The 18,903-nt window shown below is 52.3% G+C and carries 20 protein-coding genes; 12 read left to right on the plus strand and 8 right to left on the minus strand.

The window, feature by feature from the left end; all coding sequences use genetic code 11:
- The first annotated feature begins 16 nt into the window (after window positions 1-16).
- A complete protein-coding gene (locus tag Verru16B_RS18430; protein WP_157772474.1) occupies window positions 17-253 on the plus strand; it encodes a hypothetical protein in 237 nt (78 codons plus the stop codon).
- Between the two features lie 38 nt (window positions 254-291).
- Here the strand turns inward: Verru16B_RS18430 and ybiA are convergent, their stop codons facing one another.
- Entirely contained in the window at window positions 292-1,344 is a 1,053-nt protein-coding gene (ybiA, locus tag Verru16B_RS18010; RefSeq protein ID WP_083270411.1) for a riboflavin biosynthesis intermediates N-glycosidase, read from the minus strand.
- A 13-nt stretch (window positions 1,345-1,357) separates the two neighbouring features.
- Window positions 1,358-1,936 (minus strand): sigma-70 family RNA polymerase sigma factor, encoded by a 579-nt coding sequence (locus Verru16B_RS18435; RefSeq protein ID WP_157772475.1) that lies wholly within the window; start codon window positions 1,934-1,936, stop codon window positions 1,358-1,360.
- Between the two features lie 350 nt (window positions 1,937-2,286).
- Here Verru16B_RS18435 and Verru16B_RS15880 point away from each other — a divergent pair, with 350 nt between their 5' ends.
- Window positions 2,287-2,961 (plus strand): hypothetical protein, encoded by a 675-nt coding sequence (locus Verru16B_RS15880; protein ID WP_157772476.1) that lies wholly within the window; start codon window positions 2,287-2,289, stop codon window positions 2,959-2,961.
- Here Verru16B_RS15880 and Verru16B_RS18015 read toward each other — a convergent pair.
- The 3 genes from Verru16B_RS18015 to Verru16B_RS15885 all read right to left on the minus strand — a co-directional run bounded on the left by Verru16B_RS18015 (window position 2,946) and on the right by Verru16B_RS15885 (window position 5,426).
- Window positions 2,946-3,923: an ADP-ribosylglycohydrolase family protein gene (locus tag Verru16B_RS18015; protein ID WP_083270412.1), complete on the minus strand. Its 978-nt coding sequence runs from the start codon at window positions 3,921-3,923 to the stop codon at window positions 2,946-2,948. The two genes, Verru16B_RS15880 and Verru16B_RS18015, sit on opposite strands and share 16 nt — an antisense overlap.
- A gap of 111 nt (window positions 3,924-4,034) precedes the next feature.
- Window positions 4,035-4,583, minus strand: a complete 549-nt coding sequence (locus Verru16B_RS18020; RefSeq protein WP_083270413.1) for a tetratricopeptide repeat protein — start codon at window positions 4,581-4,583, stop codon at window positions 4,035-4,037.
- A gap of 171 nt (window positions 4,584-4,754) precedes the next feature.
- Window positions 4,755-5,426 carry an SIMPL domain-containing protein gene (locus Verru16B_RS15885; protein WP_157772477.1) on the minus strand — a complete coding sequence of 224 codons (672 nt, stop codon included), beginning with the start codon at window positions 5,424-5,426 and terminating at the stop codon, window positions 4,755-4,757.
- A gap of 41 nt (window positions 5,427-5,467) precedes the next feature.
- On the opposite strand from Verru16B_RS15885, the gene Verru16B_RS15890 reads away from it, so the two are divergent.
- Window positions 5,468-5,923, plus strand: coding sequence for a DUF1810 domain-containing protein (locus tag Verru16B_RS15890; protein WP_069963204.1), 456 nt, complete (start codon window positions 5,468-5,470; stop codon window positions 5,921-5,923).
- 540 nt (window positions 5,924-6,463) lie between these two features.
- On the opposite strand, the gene Verru16B_RS15895 is transcribed toward Verru16B_RS15890, so the two are convergent.
- Window positions 6,464-7,726: an AAA family ATPase gene (locus Verru16B_RS15895; protein ID WP_157772478.1), complete on the minus strand. Its 1,263-nt coding sequence runs from the start codon at window positions 7,724-7,726 to the stop codon at window positions 6,464-6,466.
- 44 nt (window positions 7,727-7,770) lie between these two features.
- On the opposite strand from Verru16B_RS15895, the gene Verru16B_RS15900 reads away from it, so the two are divergent.
- From Verru16B_RS15900 to Verru16B_RS18040, 9 genes are all read left to right on the plus strand, one after another.
- On the plus strand, window positions 7,771-8,298 hold the full coding sequence (locus Verru16B_RS15900; RefSeq protein WP_069963206.1) for a hypothetical protein: 528 nt from the start codon (window positions 7,771-7,773) through the stop codon (window positions 8,296-8,298).
- Between the two features lie 47 nt (window positions 8,299-8,345).
- A complete protein-coding gene (locus tag Verru16B_RS15905) occupies window positions 8,346-8,828 on the plus strand; it encodes a hypothetical protein (protein ID WP_069963207.1) in 483 nt (160 codons plus the stop codon).
- Window positions 8,829-8,861: 33 nt separating this feature from the next.
- Entirely contained in the window at window positions 8,862-9,968 is a 1,107-nt protein-coding gene (locus tag Verru16B_RS15910; RefSeq protein ID WP_069963208.1) for an ADP-ribosylglycohydrolase family protein, read from the plus strand.
- Between the two features lie 641 nt (window positions 9,969-10,609).
- Window positions 10,610-11,221 carry a hypothetical protein gene (locus tag Verru16B_RS15915; RefSeq protein WP_069963209.1) on the plus strand — a complete coding sequence of 204 codons (612 nt, stop codon included), beginning with the start codon at window positions 10,610-10,612 and terminating at the stop codon, window positions 11,219-11,221.
- A gap of 56 nt (window positions 11,222-11,277) precedes the next feature.
- On the plus strand, window positions 11,278-12,441 hold the full coding sequence (locus Verru16B_RS15920; protein WP_157772479.1) for a hypothetical protein: 1,164 nt from the start codon (window positions 11,278-11,280) through the stop codon (window positions 12,439-12,441).
- 1,225 nt (window positions 12,442-13,666) lie between these two features.
- The gene (locus Verru16B_RS18025; RefSeq protein ID WP_157772481.1) at window positions 13,667-14,593 is read left to right on the plus strand and encodes an iron-containing alcohol dehydrogenase; all 927 of its coding nucleotides are present in this window, start codon (window positions 13,667-13,669) and stop codon (window positions 14,591-14,593) included.
- Window positions 14,569-15,753, plus strand: coding sequence for a molybdopterin-binding protein (locus Verru16B_RS18030; RefSeq protein WP_157772482.1), 1,185 nt, complete (start codon window positions 14,569-14,571; stop codon window positions 15,751-15,753). The genes Verru16B_RS18025 and Verru16B_RS18030 overlap by 25 nt, the downstream gene beginning before the upstream one ends.
- Complete coding sequence (locus Verru16B_RS18035; protein ID WP_083270416.1) at window positions 15,750-16,274, plus strand: NUDIX domain-containing protein; 525 nt, start codon at window positions 15,750-15,752, stop codon at window positions 16,272-16,274. Before Verru16B_RS18030 ends, Verru16B_RS18035 begins: the two co-directional genes overlap by 4 nt.
- Window positions 16,275-16,305: 31 nt before the next feature.
- Window positions 16,306-17,202: a beta-1,6-N-acetylglucosaminyltransferase gene (locus Verru16B_RS18040; protein WP_083270417.1), complete on the plus strand. Its 897-nt coding sequence runs from the start codon at window positions 16,306-16,308 to the stop codon at window positions 17,200-17,202.
- A gap of 2 nt (window positions 17,203-17,204) precedes the next feature.
- Here the strand turns inward: Verru16B_RS18040 and Verru16B_RS18045 are convergent, their stop codons facing one another.
- Window positions 17,205-17,738 carry a glycosyltransferase family 29 protein gene (locus tag Verru16B_RS18045; protein ID WP_083270418.1) on the minus strand — a complete coding sequence of 178 codons (534 nt, stop codon included), beginning with the start codon at window positions 17,736-17,738 and terminating at the stop codon, window positions 17,205-17,207.
- A 7-nt stretch (window positions 17,739-17,745) separates the two neighbouring features.
- Window positions 17,746-18,903: a phosphonopyruvate decarboxylase gene (aepY, locus tag Verru16B_RS15925; RefSeq protein ID WP_069963211.1), complete on the minus strand. Its 1,158-nt coding sequence runs from the start codon at window positions 18,901-18,903 to the stop codon at window positions 17,746-17,748.

Genomic DNA, 18,903 nt, shown 5'->3' on the forward strand with positions numbered 1-18,903 from the left:
TCTGACGCAGTTAGACATGAGCAAAAACGCCAAGAATAAAGCCGAGCAGGAAACGAAAACCGATTGTGAAGCTCACCTTCAGGAAGCAAATCGGTGTATTCGTAAGGCGATCACCGATATTTCCAGCGTGGTCATCAGTGAATGCGACGGCGTACAAAACCTAACGCCCTCTCGTATTACTGATCTCAGGGCCGTGATGAATACGTTGGTTGATATCCGCGACAAGCACTTTACCGACTGGCACAAACGCTAAGCCTCGTGTCCGTCCGCTAAAACAGCGAAGGCTCCAGCCTACTGGTATAAACTAGGTTTATCCTCGCCGAGCAGGTCCTTCATTTCGAGGTAACCCCGTCTGATCTGCCTTTCCTTGGCGCCCTGTTGGTAAAGTCGAATCAGACTCATGTTTCCCATGAGCTCTACCTCATTGCCATGGGTCAACAGCGCTCTCAGCACGGGAGCATCGAGCTTCATGTAGCCCTTACGAGAGGTTATGGTCGCCCGGTAACAGCCAGGTAACCACTCGCAGTAGCCCCTACTCTGATCGCATTTGTCAGCATACTTTGCCGTCTCCAGCGCTACGATGGCATCGTCATCCTTTGGAAACACCGAAATCCTCCACTTCATAACTTGGTTAACAGCAGGCAATCGAATCGCCATCTTCTTGAACACAGCTTTAACGTCGTTGTCCCATTGTAGCAACCAATACCGGGGTATCCTCAAGTAGCCATTCTTTGTGATTTTCCTCCGGTAAGTTCCCGATAGAAACGGTTCCTTAGGAGTGACTCTTCCTTCATGTAAACTACGGATCATTGCGTCCCTGATGCGCGTATTGCTAGGGACTAATTCCTCGGATAATGGGAATAGGATCCGATTCGGCCAACTAAGCTCAACTTCTTCCCTAGCACCGCGGATCTCGTCCCTGACGATCATCCACAGTCTGCCGAGGTGATTTTGACCCATACCATCGGGTCCATTTCCCCAAAAGGCATCGTGTTTGGACTCTTCGATCAAAACTGCATCTCCAGAGGCCAAAAGTAATTCAGCCACTTGAGCGTGTTGCCTAGCTTTCGCTCGAAGCGCCAGATGCATAACCGTAATTTTGATACTCTCCCAGTCGGATCGATACTTATCAGGATGTTGGCGGCCAAGCTTTGCCGCATCCCAAGCAGTAGGCGCCTTCTTGATTAGGTCCTGGTAGAACAGTTGGCTAAACTTCTGGGCCTGGTAGTAGTGTTCAACACTTGTCCAAAGCACCTCGTCTATTGATACAGCAGTAGGTGCAAAATTGGGTAGCAGCCGATACGGGCCACGCAGCTTGGAAAAAAGTATGCGGCTAGGCTCCATGATGGCTGCAGCACTACTTCGAGGTTTTAGGAAGACGCATGAAATCGGCGTAGATGTCCAGATGGGCGGCACTCAAGAACGCCTCTACCTTCGATTCAGTCAGGCCAAACGCAGAAGCAATTTTATCAATTTTAAGACCCTGCTCGTGGAGCATCTGCATCATTTTCCTAGTGTTTTCTGGCATCCGGGGCAAATGATCGGCCAACAACTTGGGCCAATCATTGGATTCCAGCATTCGTTTTAGCTCTGCGTCTGCGTCGAAGGATTCACCTGGGGCAAACCAACCCGTTGGAAGCTTTTCATTTTCAGCTTCAAGACCGTTTCCCTTTCCCTTCTTTGGGCGTGCTGTTTGCTGACTAGCATGCCGGCGCACCTCATCGAAAATCGCACCCCGAATGCGAGTCTGGGCATAGGTCTTGAAAGCACTGTCCTCTAGTGCGCCTCGCTTGCGTACACAGGCTATTAAGGCACATACAGAATGATCGAACAACTCCTGCCGCTTAATATCCGGAGGCAGTTTGGGAATTACCTGATCGAGAATCTCGTTAATGAGATACACGTGGCTCTGTATGATTGTTTGGTCATCGATCATAGCCTTACTGCTTTGAGCCTCTTGCTGGTTTCGAATTCAGACAGTATAGGGATTAGACGTAAACAATTGTTTAGGATTTAGGCATCGGGGAAGCGGAACTGCCTCTTTCACAAAATCACCCACCCAAGCGGCTTTCACACACCACGACCATGGATCTTTGGGTAAGACATCGACAGGCTGTAAACCTAAACCTCGCTTGGGACCAACGCGTAAACGTCTCCAGTGAAACCGAATGGAGAGCTACTGTGACGCATCCGGATATCATTTCATCGATACTGTGGCCCAGCCCTCCCCTATTCCCTATCCAATACCGCCACGCAGGCCGGAGACATCCCCATGAGATCGATTATGTGAACGATCCGGTGCGCAACCAAGAGTTTCGTAATGCCTGTCAGCGCCTTGCCGTCTCAATCGATCAGGAGCTTGGTGGAATGCGTTGCCTGGTGTACGCGCCCTTGCGAGGGGCACTACCTATCTGGCGGGTCGTCTCACAGTTTCTTAAGCATGCCAAGTGTGACGTCTACTATCCCGTAACCTCGAGCTTCATATCCTATCCGATCAGCTTCGAGGTACAGGGAACCAAAAAGCGTCCCATTTCAGGCCGTTACGCAAACGTTCTAGAGCTACAGAGGCTCAAACCATTTCTCGGCGGCTATGATGCAATGCTCTATATCGACGAGATTGTTTCTGGAAGTATGATGCAAGGACACATCAAGGAGATGCTCCTGCTCGAGATAAACCGCCTAGTTCCTATAGTTGCTGCCGGCATCGCAGACCGGAACGGTCGTAAATCCATTGATCGACGTTCCCAGATCACTGCCAAAGTTACTGACGGGCTTCTGAGAGCATTCTTTTGGGAGGGTTGCCCGAGCCTGATAACCGAGGATCAGAAGTATCTGCTTGGTATTCATTATGCCGACTACACCACAGGACCGAATATCGTACCGTTTCTTAACGAGAAACTAGGCCCGTATCCGGAAAGAGAAGCTTTCGAGAAAGAGGTATTCATTCAGCCAGCCCCATGAGCTAACTTCGATGCAGCATCCGCTGCGATGCGATCGGCTAAACGATAAACTAATTCTCTACGGGCAATCGCACTCTTCCATACTGGAGGTATGGCCGACTCGCCATAGTATGCCCCGGCAAGCTGACCGTAAACAGCAGCAACAGTGTCTGTATCTTCTCCAAAACGGATTGCTGCGATACAGCCGCTTTGGAAATCATTTGTGTGAACAAATGCCCATAGGGCTGCTTTGAGTGTATCCACACAATATCCAGTCCCACGGATTTTGCCTTCAGATAGGCCGAGCACCTCTCCTGATGCCAACTCTCGAATCCTCGGCTCCAGTAAGTACTCCCGCCATAGGCCTGGCGTAGGCTCGAAAATAGCGGTGCCGACAAGTTGTTCCTTTGTATACCCATGCAGAGCACCCCAGATCAATGCGCCTAGATAGGCGCAAGCGCTTACGGCTTCCGGTGCACCATGAGTAGTTTTTGACGACTCCGCGGAATACATAATTGCCTGCTTCAAATCATGCGCGAAGTAAGCTGGCACGGGCGCCAAACGCATTATCGATCCATTCCCAGCCTTATTGGAATCCAAGGAACCGCAGTACGGTTCCCTACAGTCGCCTTCCACGAATAGCAGTATTGCCTCTCGTGTCGCGATGCCCACGTCAAATACGCGCTTCCCACTTCCAGAGGCGCGGCAGCTGTTGTGACCAAACTTTAGCCAGCGCGCATATCGCTTCATCTGATCCAGGGGATTGAAGCCTCCTGATAAAATCAGGCTTTCGGCGAGGCACAGGGCTAATGAAGTATCGTCTGTCCATTGACCCGGTTCCAGCGCAAATGGACCTCCCCCCATCATAACTAGATCGTCAGGCACTTCTGGTCGTGAAGTAAACTCGAAGGTTGAACCCAAAGCATCCCCTACCGCGAGTCCGACGAGGGACCCACGTGCTCTATCGAGGAACTCTTCGGCCATGCTCATTTCATAAATACTTTAGGCTCTGCGCCTGATGGTCTGCATCACATATAGAAAGGATAGTCTTTCAATAGGACGCGGCCGATGACTAAGCCACACTCGGGACCTTCGTTAGTGACCCTTGGGTATTCTTGCGAAGCGTTCGTTGGCGGTTGTTGTAGCCAAGGCAACCGTTGCGGCGCTCATACTGCCTTCGATTTCTGAAATAAACGGGTTGGAGCCTGTATCCCCCAAAGAGCTGGCCACTTTGAGCCACACAAGAGCTTCAAAAGGGTCTCTCGTCTGAACATAAATGCCGGAGTATATCTTAATGAGCTCGGTTACCGCCGATCCATCTCCCCCCTCGGCTTGTGCAGCGAGCCCTGTAGCAGCCGTCCGTATCCAAGCGACGCCCTCTGCCTCTCTATCTGAGGTTTTAGGTGATCGAAGGAGTATGTCGCCTATAGCTAATTGGGCACGAACATGGCCTTGTTCGGCCGCTTTGCGTAGCCAGCCCAACGCAGTATCGAAATTCTGGGCGACACCATGACCGGAAAGATATGAAGCCCCGAGCCTAAATTGAGCATTAGCATCACCCTGCTCAGCTTCCTTTATCCAAATTGTGATCATGTACTTTGGTAATGTTGTTGGGATTATTGCCCAAGACAATTGTTCAATCATGTGATCGGCGGAACACCAATTGTAGCCCCGTCGTCTACCATCCTCTCTGCGTATTTTTTGAAGAACCGTCAGTTGCTGGTCGACTAGAGATCTGGAGGATTTCCTACCTAAGGGCTTTGGTTCGGAAGCTATACCGGAAGGCTCACGTATGTTCGTGTCGCCTTCTGCCTCCTAATCGGTCTCGAAAGTAAACAACCAGGTGCCAGTAGCCACAACCTTATCCTCCCGATTCGATTCGAAAAAGGGGAGCCTCGCACCGTTTCCCCAATAGAGTCCTCTGGTATCGGTCGATAGCACCGTATGTTCAACTGCTTTAAGTCGGCCCAGTTGAAGCCCACTCCTTACTGCGATTTCCGTGGCCCTTGCCCTACTCTCTTTCAACGCCTGCTCGTATGCACTCATGATAGCAGTTGCACTGTCGCGCAACCCATAGACGACCGTTTCCTGATAAGGAGTAGGAACGACAGCACCACCACTTTGGAAAAGAATCCCCAACAGTCGCTTCACATGACTGAGATCGCCAGTGCAGTAGAGCACCATACTTCTCGTAAGAGCATAGTCCTGCTCACAGCCAATCCGCACCGAGTACCGATCAGCTACTTCGATCTCCTCTTTCACCAGTTGCGTAGCGCAGGTTGCGAGCACTGCCTTTAGCTGTGACTCCATTTCCTTGATTCTGCTGTCCAGGATCGCGCTCGCCTCGGATATGCTCCGGTTCTTTTCTTGGAGCATAAAATAGATCAATGCCGTATCGGCATTTGTGGTAACGTAGCCGGTACTGGAAACCTTGATTTCCGCTAGTGCTGTTGAAATGCAAAGAATCAAAGGAAGGATAAATTTCATGATGGTATGCATGTCTAACCCCAAACAATTGTCCGCGCTTCATGTATATTAACCCAGAAGAAGACCCCTTTGACCTAACACGTTTCTTGCTGGCTCAAGCGGACACCTATGCACAGGTCCTCGCGGAGCTTAAGGCAGGGCGAAAACGTACGCACTGGATCTGGTATATCTTTCCTCAGTATGCGGGCCTGGGATCGAGCGAGAATTCCGTTCTCTATGCCATCAAGTCATTGGAAGAGGCCCGAGCATACCTCCTTCACCCCGTCTTGGGACATCGCTTGAATATATGCTCAACCGCTCTGCTCCAGCACAGCGGCTTGTCTGCCAAGGATATCATGGGGAGCCCAGACGATCAAAAGCTCCAATCCTGCATGACTCTATATTCGAGAACGGAAGGAACCAACGGGATCTTCAATCAGGTGTTGGCGAAATACTACGCCGGCAGGCCCGACACCAAGACCCTGACATTATTGGGACTACCTGACTCAGATGCCTGACTGAGGGCCTGAAAATAAAGCGAGACCACTTGCTAGATGCCTTTTACCGCGAGCAACGGCAAGAGTACTTTAAAATCTGTTTCGCCGAACACTACTCGGTACCATCGTGAGAGAGAGCCATCCTAGATTATGGTAATTTCTCAAACTCCAACGAGGAAACAGAGAAGGTTAGCCTGTTAAGATTCTAATCCCCTGAAACCGCTAGTCGCCGAAAGTCCACTTACTGCAATTGAAATAATGGCCTTCAGGCTCGTGGCCACATTCGTTGCATGAGAACAGGGACCTCACAGCAAAACGATGGTGACTTTCCCGTGCCCTCGGCCTGATAGAATTTGAGAATGCGTTGTTCGCTCCACCTCTGGTCTCATCCCACTTGCAATAGGTCATCCAGCAACGATTGTGAGGCGGTGGGGTTACACTGCCGCAGTTGGGGCACATCATTTTCATATTATACCTTGGATCTGACTAGCCGCTGAAGGATCGGATTATTTGCCTCTTGAAGCTTATGCAGCAACAGCGGAGTTAAATTTGAAAGGGATGCTAAGCCCTATTCTGAAAGCCAATCGCCCTTCGCGAGGTACGGACATTTCCAGCAGCAGGCGCGTTATAGATCTCCGCAAGGGTATAAGCCCGCTTCTCAGGCAGTACTTTGCGAAGTGAAGCCGCAAGCAGCGCCGATCGATCTGGATCAAGCCTCGTAAACTCCCACTGCCCACGGAGACGACCAGGCCGTAGGAGTGCCGGATCGATCCTATCCAAGTCTGTATTGAGCGTTATGATGATCTTGGGGGTCAAGTAGTCGGCGAGGAAGCCACTAACCAGATTCAGCAGATTCGAAACCTGGCAATAGTTGTCAGCCGCCCTCGGCAAGACAAGAGCTTCGCCATCCTCGATGACCAGGACCAGAATTTTGCCAGAATGCATCCGGCCAGCATTGCGCTGAAACTCGATCAAGTGGTGCGCCGTCACATGGGTGAATTGGTCTGGAGGAACAACGTAGAATACATGCGTCCGATGCAGCTCTACCATCCAATGCCTGATCAGGGACGTTTTACCCCCTCCTGGTTCACCCCTCAAGACTAGCACCCCACTCAAGCTCTCTTGCTTCAGAAATTGCATACCTTCGCGATGGAATGATGCCATAAATTCTGCCCCATAATGTAGAGCGAGTTTCCGTGATGTCATTCTGGCCTTGAGAGTAACCTCCACCTGCTCCTCGGCGACCCCATGCGGACCACCAATCGCAATTAAAGAGAATCGCGGCTTTACCGGTGCCGTCTTCTTCCAAAAGCGCCTCAACTTCCGCCGCCAGATCTTCGATTGCTCAATAGACTTGGTGTAAAATCGGAGCCATTTGTCGCCCACCCACAATATGGATGACTCATCCAGCCTTAGAATTAGTGATTCGATCGACTCCCCCTTGGCATAGTTACACTCAGCCGTGACGGATCGGATGATCTGAGAGCCAAACTCTTTGACCAGAGCTTTGTGTCGGATTTCTGCGTTTACCAGATGCATGTGGTAATTCTTTCCATTAAGAAAGTTCCGCACTGGCATTTCGAAAAAGCCTATGTTTGTCGGAGCGATGGCATTGGTGGTGGCCAGGCTAAAATCATCTCGCTGGCCGAGTGCGTAACTCGATTCCGGCTGGTCTTCATAGCTCTCGTATTCCGAATCCTGCCGCATCTGATCAGGCGGATCATCACGGTGCTCTATCTTCGGTATCCCATTCTCGCGCAGAACACCGATTCGGTCAGTATTGGGCGTGCGGTTGGGCAGATCTTTATCGGTGTCGTAGCTCATGTGTGTAAAGACAGCCTCAAACAATTGTTCCGGCATTCGTAACGATGAACTTAATTGCCTTCTTCTTCCGCCGCTTATGGTCCAGCGGTATCCTTGATCTTGTCGTTCCGGTTGTGGTGGGGTTTATTTTCGGCGCCGCCTCGATGTACCCTGTGTGGCAGCGAGCAGAGCTCTTGCGTGTGGCCGCCCAGCCAAAGCCTTACGAAATGCCCTTAAGTGCTGCAGTGCGCACTTGGTGGCTACACGTTTCGGACTCCAAGCCACCCGGGGCGATAGAATCCGTATTCGTCTTTGCCAGAGGAGTAGATGTTATGCGGAGTCCAGCTCCTGATTCTGAGGCATTCACCATGCACGTCATCGACGAAGTATTAATCCGTTCTGGTACTGCCGATTCTCGCGAAGAACCCCAATCGGTCACCATTAAATGCCATGAACTAAAGGATACGTCCAAGGTGAAACTATTCCGCTTTCGTCGTATCGAAAAAGGGGTTGCCAGTTTCTCCGAGCTGGCTGCCGACGGTAGCGAGTCACAGCCGATAACTCTGTCCGATGCCTCTATGGCTTTTGACTAAACTTACCTAAGCTGCAGCGCGTTTCATTTCTAAGTTTCCTGAACACAATGACTCTTGAACAGGCCCAGTCTATTATTGAGGCAGTCGAAGCTCGGCTCCATTCGGGCTCATTTGTTGTCGCCCACGTTTTCGAACGAGATGACCGCAGCATCCATGTGGCCCTGACTTTGAGGCTGAAAGAGAAATGCGAGCGCATCAGGGTATGGAAGTCTCGTGCCTTCCTTCAAGCGTTCAAGAATGCAGCCCATGGCTTCGATCCTATTCAAAGCCGGCGGCGATCGGGCAAAGACGGTATCTTTCTGCTGGACCGCGACTATCGCCCAAAGAATGAGATGATGCGGAAGATGTTCACGGCCTTTCTTGATCGCGAAGGCTCTGGTGCAGATGAAATCGCAAAGCATCTTGGCGTACCCCTGCAGACATTAAAGCCTGTCCGCCTTGTTGCGCATCATGGAAGGCTTCTGGGTGTTTTGAGTCATCAACCCGATGCTGATTGGCTCGTGCTCGTCGACTGGGACGACACAGAGTGATGCAGTAGACATAAATCATCGACTACCCTACCCATGCTCTTCCAATTGGCCATAGGCGACGCATACGGCGCCGGGTTTGAATACGCATCGAAGGACTTTGTTGCCCAGCACAATAATCTTGAGAGGTACATTTCACATCCCAAGCACCGCCAGCTACCTGGCACCTACACCGACGATACTCAGATGGCGCTAGCCATAGCTGAGCTACTGATCGAGAAAAGCCCTTGGACCAAGGAAGTGATCGCCCAAAAGTTTGTCGACGTCTTCAAGCGGGATCCTCGCAAGGGCTATTCCCAGCGTTTCTACTGGTTCCTTCGGGAGGTAAAAGATGGCTCTGAGTTCCTCGCTCGCATCGACCCGCGCAGCACAAAATCAGGTGCAGCCATGCGGGCACCACCGCTGGGCTTGCTCAAAAGCGAAGCAGAGGTTCTTGCAAAGGCCGAGTTCCAGGCCCGGTTGACGCATGACACCCCGGAAGGCGTTGCCTCAGCCCAAGCCGCGGCTCTGACGGCACACTACTTCGCATATGGCCTGGGACCTGCGGAAAAGCTCGGTCGCTACCTGAGCAATCAGGTACCCTATCGCTATGCTTGGCATAAGCCTTGGCGAGGCAAGGTCGGGCCGAGCGGACTTGAGGCTGTTCATGCTGCCGTTTACGTCCTCTCTCGCGAGTCTACCCTGGCAGGAGTCTTACGCGAGACAGTGAACCTAACTGGCGATGTGGATACGGTGGCGTCTATCGCCCTAGCAGCTGCGTCTACAACCCGTGATTTCCTAAGGGACATCCCTGAGGCGCTAGCTACTGCTCTGGAGCACTCTACCTTTGGCGCGAACCACCTCCAGAAGGTAGATCGGGCCCTCTCTCAACTGCTTCCGCTTAGGGCGCAGTCCTCAGGAGAGATTACACGTCCATTTTATCGTGAGGTGATTGCCGACAAACTGCGGGTAGTTGAGAACATTGAACACGGGCAGAGGATCATTTCCGAATGCCCCTTTTGTGACGCTGAGGACTTTAGTATCGGAGCGGGCTTCTACAAATGCTTCTCCTGTGGAAAAGTCGGTAATGCTATCACGTTTCTGGTCGAGGTGATGAAAATGCCCCAAGACCAGGCGATGGATTTCTATAAGAAATACATGTAATGCAGAGCAGTTCGTTACGTACCCTTCCAGATGAAATCAGTCGAAGCAGAGATTCCGACTTACCCCTAAGAGCCTAAGATAGTATGCCGAGCTATCGCATATATTGCTTTGTTGGGCCTGTTCATATCAAGGCGCAGCTAACTGCTTCCGTTCGACGTTGGCGCATAACCGCACCAACCGATATTGATGCTATACCCCTTCCCCGAGACAAACGGGCGGGGCAACTGACTGCTACGTACATCATTGACTGTTAGCAAAATCTATATGTGGCGGACCTGCGATCTGAACACTATTGCTGTGCCAACGGTGAAGAGGTCATAGCGGCAGGTGAAATATCTTTTGAGAAACGGAAAGGTGCTTGGTCTGTGTGCGAAATCAACAATCGGTCGACCGGATTCTGCCCCGAACCTGATTCATGGGCTGCGGCGAATGAGGCACTTAGCGCCATCGGCATCCCCTACCCTGACGGATTCACCGAGGCCTATATGTTCAGACGTTGCCCCAAATGTTCGGCCATCAACCTAGTCAAAGAGTCGTGGTTTGTTTGTGCTTGTGGCGCGGACCTACCCTCTACTTGGAATCTCGCACCCGAGATTTAGCTTCTGCGTGGAGCGGCAAACAATTGTTTGCTGCTTTGTGGTATGAACGAAGGCAAGCCTGTTAGCCGCAAGGCTCGCAACGAAGTGGAGCAGTTCCTCGGACTTGCTGGTTCCCAGCTTTTCTTTGCTGAAGCCGCCCTATTTGACCTGCAAGTAAGCGCGCAATCCATCCGTGAGCATACCCACGCGGAACGCATGCGCCGCAAGAAAACTATCTATTTGCTCTCCGAACTTAGAGAGGCTGCGTTCTTCGCGTGGGATCTCAATGCTGAGATCTACAAAAAGTCTTTTGAATCCAAGGAAGAGGTTCTGGCCGACATGTGCGCAAGACTGGGCTGGAATTATACAGGGCCCAGCGGATCATCCAACTCGGACCAAGATCTGGAAACCGGCGATGGTGTAGATGCGGGTGAGGTCACCATTCCACGCAGAGAATCAATTCCCATGGCAAACGGCCCGCTGATGTCTCTGCACGAGCCTTCGGCTGGTGAAAAGCTGATTATGAAGGCCCGATACCATCTCGACCTGGCCTTGAAGGATATGCAGACGGCGCTGGATCTGGATTGTGGCGTCATGCATATCACGAACCAGGATCGAACTGAGATTGCAGCCATCATGCGACAGGTTGCAGAGACCCTACAAGCACTCAGCTGAATCAAATCTTGCTCGCCATTCTGACACGCACTGACAACCCTATCCCACAGTTACTCATGGATGCTCAATTCGCCCTCTTTGAGAATGACCGGTTGAGACGGGTGATGACTCGATTTGGACTCGCGAGCGATGGTCACGTCAGACTGTGGCGATGTGCGCTGGTGTTGCCGATTGTCTTGTGGGCTCCACTGGTCTTGCTGTCTGCGGTGCAGGGCCTGTGGTGGACACAGGACCTCAAGCAGTCGTTTCTCGCCGACTTCTCGGTTCATATGCAGATGCTGGTAGCGATACCCTTCTTCCTTTTCGCCGAGGAGTTCGTGGAGCAGCGAATTGGCGAGGCCTGGCTGCAATTGCGTGACGGTGGACTGGTCAGCCCGGAATCCAGGCAGGTGTTGCTCGATGCCGCTGCCAAAGCGATGCGGGTCCGGGACTCAATCTGGCTGGACATGCTGGCCTACGCTTTAGGTCTTGCTGGAGCCTGGATCTGGCTATGGCAGATGAAATCCGACGGAGTATCCACGTGGCATTCGGTAGTTGATGGCCCATCCGAGGGATTGAGCTTGGCAGGCTGGTGGTTGGGTCTGGTTAGCGTGCCCATCCTCAACTACTGGTATGGGAGATGGCTCGGGAAGTGGGCCATATGGAGCTATCTGCTGTGGAGCGCATCTCATACAAATCTGCGCCTTTCCGCAGCCCATCCCGACCTCTCTGGCGGGCTGAGTTTTCTAAATCGGACCCAAGGCAGTTTTGGCATGATTGTCTTCGGAATTGGCATGGTTGTCGCTACGACAGTGGGATACCTGGTCGGCGTAGCCGGGTTGGCCGCACATAGCTTTGCGGTCTGGTTCTCCATCACGGGATTCCTTACGCTGGGTCCAACCGCGTTTCTGCTTCCCCTCTTTTTCTTCTCCCGGCAGTTGGTCGAAGCAAAGACCCGCGGGTTTGTTGAATACGGAGCACTCGGCCTGGAATACACTGAGGCGTTTCGCAGCAAATGGATTACCGGCCGTGAAAAGCCAAACCCTCTTGAAGCCAGTGCCGATATCGCCGGCTTATGCGATCTAGGGCAGCATTACGAGAACGTGCGCAACATGCGTGTCGTGCCCTTTGACTTCAACACGGCTCTCCAACTCTTTGGAGCGGCGCTTGGCCCCTTGCTTCCTGTTCTACTTAGAATCTTCGAGCTTCCTGAACCGATTAAGAAGCTGTTTGGGATCTAGACCTACATACGCTTCAGGACAAAACTGCATTCGATTCCACTAAGGCTACACAATAATTCCCGCCGTGCTTAGACCTGCCCCGTCAAACCCACATACACACATTCACCAATGAGTTCAGAGAACCTTGGCCCGGGATCAACAACTTGCACTATTCATGGAGTAGACCTACCCGCGGTTACACCCGGAGTCTCAACTCACTACAAATGGACATGTGACATCTGCGGCAAAACGCTAAAGTATAGCGGATGCTGGCACTGCGGAGGAATGTCCTCCCGGCCTTGTAGTAGGTGTGGCGCTGACTGCTGCTCTGATTGTGCAGATAATGCATCTATGGGGCCTGGCATTTCGACCCGTATTTGCAGGCGTTGCGCTTAGAACCGACAGGAATTGGTTGTATTGCGCAATAGATTTACCGCCATTCAGCTTTGCGAAGCCCCTGCCCGACGTTTTCAGCCCGCACTGCATCAGCAGCGGCATCTTTCAGCGCAGGAAATGCGACTTCGGCGGAATGGAACCGACACCGCTCCACCGTCTGAAGCAAGTGGAACACGAGATCAATGAGCTAAGAAAGTTCGCCTGCCAGCGACGATAAACAATTGTTTGCAACCTCGTGAAATGAGCGACGACAGGCCGATTAAGAGGCACATCAGTGATTGGCAACGTTGCGAATTTCTAGTCGCGATGCGTCTGATTGAAGCACCAGATGCTCCCTCGCTTACTTCTAATCTTGCTCGCGAACCCGCCTCCCGACTATAATCTTGTCGATAATTACATGAGCAGCATTATTGTTATTCTTGAGCAGGTAAGTGCTACTGCAGTCATCGTAAAGTGCGCCAGATGTTCTGGGTATGGCACCCTTGGGAAAAGCTACAATGACCCAGAATGTCCGACCTGCACTGGCAAAGGCAAAGTATTGATAGAAGTCGATCGGTTGCCCTTGGTATCATGTGCACGATGCCAAGGTCATGGAACACTTGGAACAAGTTTTAATGACCCAGTCTGTCCATCTTGTCGGGGTGCTGGATGCCAACCGATCGCCGGCAGGTGGGAATTGGTTAAGTAAGATGGAGACAAGCCTCGACTGCCAGTGACACCCAGGCCTCTACTCACGCTTACCCCTTCTGCGACTGATCCCAAATGGGATTCCGTATCACCGGAGTTAGTTTTCGACACCGCACCCCTGAGCGACATTCTTTTTCGTGTCGCGCAACAGGCTCAGCAGCCGGTGCTAGTCTGCGATGAGCACGTCGCATCCCAAGTTAAAACACAACGGACGACTATTTACCGTGTCCAAGACAATCGACTAAGCGCCGCCGACGCATTACTTGAGCGCGTGCAGGCGAAGCACGATCTCGTGATTGGTTGCGGTGGATGCACGGCGCTTGATGTTGCAAGGTACGTAGGCTGGCGCATGCCACTGATTCTGGTCCCGACAATAATCTCAACTAAATGCATCTCGGTTCACCGGGCGATCCTTCAGAAGGAGGACGGAACTGAGCTCCGTTTATTGCGTCAGCAGCCAATACAGACGATCGTGCCGACAAGAGAGATAGCAAACATGCCACAGGAATTGAATCGCTATTGGAGCATTTCGGGCGTGGGAGATACGCTGGCGGAAATTAGTGCGGCTCTTGATGAGGCGGAATGCGAGCTTCCACGCCCTAATTTCGAAGCGCTTTTGCGTCGTGTGCCGGTTGCTAGCGAAGCGCTAGATTGGGCCCTCGCCGGCAGAATCGAATATTGCGAAGAAGCCGTCGTTAGAAAATTCGCGGAGCTGTCGCACCACGCTTCATTGGAGATTCTCGCGAACCCACAGCATCGCTACTACCGCGGCAGCGAGCACTATTTCTATTATGCACTCCGTAGGTTGCCTGGATTCAGGTGGATGCCGGCGCATGGGTGGCTAGTGCTGCTGGGCTCATTGCTCAACGCTGCCGTCTACCGGGATTCGACTGGAGATGCCACACCTTGGGAAACGTTACGCAGGGCCTGTTGCAGCCTCGGAGTGCCGGTTAGCCTGACAGAATGGTCCCAAATACGTGTGACAAGCGGAGACATTCTTATCGCGTTGAACGCAGTAGACGAACCCCGATCCCTCTTTTCACGCCGCCGTCCCTTCACCGCCGAGTGGTTGCATCGCACTTTGGCCTGATTTTCATGAAGGCTAATCGAGAAATTGGGTTGGTAGTGGTTGGTTCCGAGATTCTTGACGGACATATCCATGAGCTGAACGGCGCATATCTTGGACGTATTTGCCAGAACCTGGGGTTCCGACTGTCCCGAGTCGTAATTGTGGGCGATAATGAAGTTACTATTGCCCGTGAAGTACGGCGGCTGGCCGCGGAATTGCGGATCATAGTGATATGTGGTGGCACCGGACACACGGCAGATGACGTAACGCATCGGGCACTTGCCCATATGACACACTGTCCGTTGGTCAGCACGCGCCGCACTGAGAAACTGGCACGCGATAACTACATGCGGCTCGGGCGAACTCACGCCTATGTGACCGAAGCAGCCGTTATTCCGAAGGGCGCCACACCGTTTGGAAATTCAGTTGGTACATCCCTTATCTATAAACTGCGCTGGCGGGCCACATCACTGCTGGTTTTACCCGGCGTGCCTGTCGAGTTTCGTGTGGCGATACAGGAGCACCTAAAGGAGCTGATCTCAGTTCAGGAGACTGGGATGTTCCGATCAGTCGTGATTCGGACGCGATTTGTGTCGGAGGAGCTTATATGGAACACGCTGGTACCCGAGCTTTGGCCCGCGCTGTCCGACTACGGACAAGTGAGTTCGCTGCCAGATATAGCGGCTGTCGATATCCGCATTCGTCTCGCCGTGACATCCCTCCAAAGCTACCGTGAAGTACGACGCAATATCTTGGCTCGGGTGCGGGCAACCAAGTTGTGGCCCCATGTCTGGGCAACAACCGATGAAACCCTCGAATCGATCCTATGCCGCCTTCTCGCTGCGCAGAAAAAGTCAGTTTATTTGAGATGGGATGCCCATCTGGCTACATCTTTAGGCTCATTGCTCGGTTCCTGCTCACGAAATCATGAGAGATTGACCGCTCGACTAGAAGGATCATCCACCTCTGTTGATAAACTTCCCAAGTCTGGACTTCGTATATCGATTAAGATGACATCTCCTGACAGTCGACCACGGATTCAGGCCCAGATGCGCGACCGTGCAGGCCGGCTATTACGCCAGGCCAACAGTCCAATATTTCGTCGCCGCGACATGCGTCGTGCCAACAAGCTCGCCCTATTTTGCCTTTTCGATCTGTTAACCTCATCCCCTAAACCATGAAAACGCGAAAAGACTTTTGCAGCTTCTGCGGCGGCCGTGTGGCGGAGACGTATATCGAAAAAGAACATCAAATTCGTCGCCTTTGCCTTCAATGCGAAAAAATAAATCGTGACAACCCAGTGCTGGTTGCTGGTGTAATTGTAATTCGTGATGGTAAGATACTACTCGCACGTCGCGCAGAAGAGCCGGCATGCGGCAAGTGGAATTATCCGAAAGGTCATGTCGAACTCGGAGAGACTGTCGAGAGAGCTGCGGTGCGCGAGGTGACCGAGGAAATCGGTGTTTCCCCCGAACTATTCGGCTTACTGGGAGTATTCTCTTATCCCGCGTCTCCCGTGATCAACATAGCATACGCTGGCACTGTGAGGTCCGAATTGACCCGGGATGCTGCGGAGGTCAGTGAACTCGCCTGGTTTTCTAAGGCGGATATACCATGGGATTCGCTCGCGTTTGAAGACGACGTCGAAGCATTGAAACAAATATGCGCGCGCCCCGATTTTGGACTGACTGTGACCGCCTGACGCTATGCTCCAATGTTAAGCAGATTCGAGGGTGAAACATGCATTTTTAATTCTAGCCCACCGAGAGCCACTGCTACTGCGACGGTTGATCATCCGTTTGCAGTCATCTGAAACCACATTCCTTGTCCATGTCGATCGGCTGGTCTCATTCGAACCCTTCAGACAGGCTTGTGCCGACCTTCGTAACGTTCACTTCATCCGCCGTTATGAGTCAAGGTGGGGCTCATTAGGCCTTGTAGACGCAACCGTAGAAGGGTTACGGGTGGCGGAAGAAATTGGCGGCATACGAAGAATTACTCTGCTCAGCGGCCAACACTATCCAACACTTTCCGGACAGGCGCTCTCAGATTTCTTCGCCCGATCACCGCTCAATTTCATGCGTCATTTTCGGTGCGATGGAACGATGCCATCTGTCGTTTGGCAGCGGAAGATACAAAGCGAACGTCTTGATCGCTACACCTTCCGCATTGGATCCTACTCTTTTTCGCATCCGTCCGGCCGTCATGGTCTCGGGCTGCGGATGCGTGAGGCTATGCTGAAACCGTTTTGGCCATGTCCTCGGACACACCCATCATACGCGCTTCCGTATGCCGGGAGCCAATGGTGGAGCCTCACCTGGATCGCTGCCGCAAAGATTCTTGGCTTCATTCGTGAACACCCTGATTTTCGAGACTTTCATCGTTGGACACACATTCCTGATGAGCTCTTCTTCCACACAGCTCTACTTAATGCAATCGACCCCGTACCTGTCTTTAACGACCACTTGTTGTTCTCACGCTGGAGACATGACGACAGTGCCCATCCTGACGTTCTCTCTTTGGCTGATCTCGATGCAGTGCTTACAAGCGGGAAACCATTCATACGAAAAGTCAGCTTAGGTGAAAGTGCTGATCTGCTGAATGCTCTGGACGCCGGTGGTGTTAGTTAGTCCTACAATAGAGTGAAGTGATGCGATCCGCGCACGAATTTCTCCTCAGAATTCATTTCACAATGGATGTCGCGGGTATGACGGTGAGATGGCTTCATATAGTGCCCGCTACGAAGGAAATCAAAGCCCACTACCGTCGCGGCGACTCGCTCCTGATGAAATAGGGCAAGAAGAGCTGTACCAGTGGTTGGGCGGGCAATGCCCAATAATTGATGCACGTCAGACACGGCATAAACCGCGCCAGGAAAACATGCATCGCCTGATTCCGATGCGTCGCACCGGAACGGACTGTAAGTTGTCAAACCGGCACGAGGCTGCAAATACCCATCTAGATTTGCGTAACTCGCCCAAGCTGTGGTCTTGCGGCCCACCTCTTTTTCGAAACCAGTGATCGCATAATTGTTGAATCGCACGACGATGTCGAAGCTATCGATATGTTCGCCCCAGTTACGGTGAAACACCGCGTTACCGACAACACATATTGAGCGTCCACGACAAGAGCGAATCCATGCTTCGGTTGAAACGGGCAATGACATGCCTGAATTACACAGCTTGCAGCCAACACTGCAGGCGAGTGAATACTTGCTCAGGCGTCGTTTTCGGGCGCGGTAACTTGGTTGGCGAACCCGGTCGGATACGAAAATGAAGCAACGTTGGACCTTCGTTTCTAGGTGTCTTCAAATCCACTATAAATTGAGCCAGATCATCAGTTGCATTAACTCGGCGGTAGCCGCATGCTTGAGCGACAGCCGCAAATGAAACGCCGGAACTTACAGTTGATTGCCCCCCAGTGGACTCGTGTACTTCGTTATCTATGACGACATGGAGAAAATCGGGCGGAGCATAGGCGCCCAGCGTAGCAAGATTGCCCATTCGCATCAGCGCAGCTCCATCGCCATCGATGACCGTGACGTGGTGTTTGCGATGGTGGAGAGCCAACCCCAGCCCGAATGCGCTGGCGGAGCCCATCGAACCTACTAGATACAAATTCCAAGGGTCATCACCTAGGGCGTAAAGCTCACGGCCGGTATATCCTGTGGTGGCGATAAGAACTTCATCATCGTGACGCGCTTCCCGAATGGCCATCAACGCCTGAGTTCGCGTCGCTCGCAGATGCCGAGGTCGGGTGAATAATTCACGGAAGAAATGGTCAGTTGTCGTTGGAACTGTAGAAGACATATGCCGTTCTGACGGGTACGGCTCAATCCCATCGCTGCTAAGGACCAACGCATAAGGTCGCCGCGTCGTCATCATCGAGGCAATCGCCCGATCAAGTACCGCGTCGAGAGCCGCAGGGTCCCGCGGTAAGCGGCTCCAGGGGATTTCTAGTAGATCAAGGAGCTTATTTGTTATCCGGCCCATCTGCTCGTGCTGCGGTTCATCAGGCTGGGCGCCAGGTTCGCCGCGGTGCGTTATGACGAGTAGTATCGGCACCCGAAAAGGGTAGCATAGCGAAGTCAGTGCGTTGACCGCATTGCCCAAGCCAGAATTCTGGAACATGGCCATAGCCGGCGCCCCACCTAAGACTGCCCCGGCAGCCATAGCAACGGCATCACCTTCGTTGACGGCATCGCGAAACTGAAATCGTTTATCTTCAAGTGAAGCATCAATTAATGGTTTCAGATAGGAACAAGGAACGCCCGTAACCAGTCGTACTCCTCGTACAAAACAACCATCGAGAAAAACACGCGCTGAAACCAT

This window comes from Lacunisphaera limnophila, from assembly GCF_001746835.1.
Classification (GTDB): Bacteria; Verrucomicrobiota; Verrucomicrobiia; order Opitutales; family Opitutaceae; genus Lacunisphaera; species Lacunisphaera limnophila.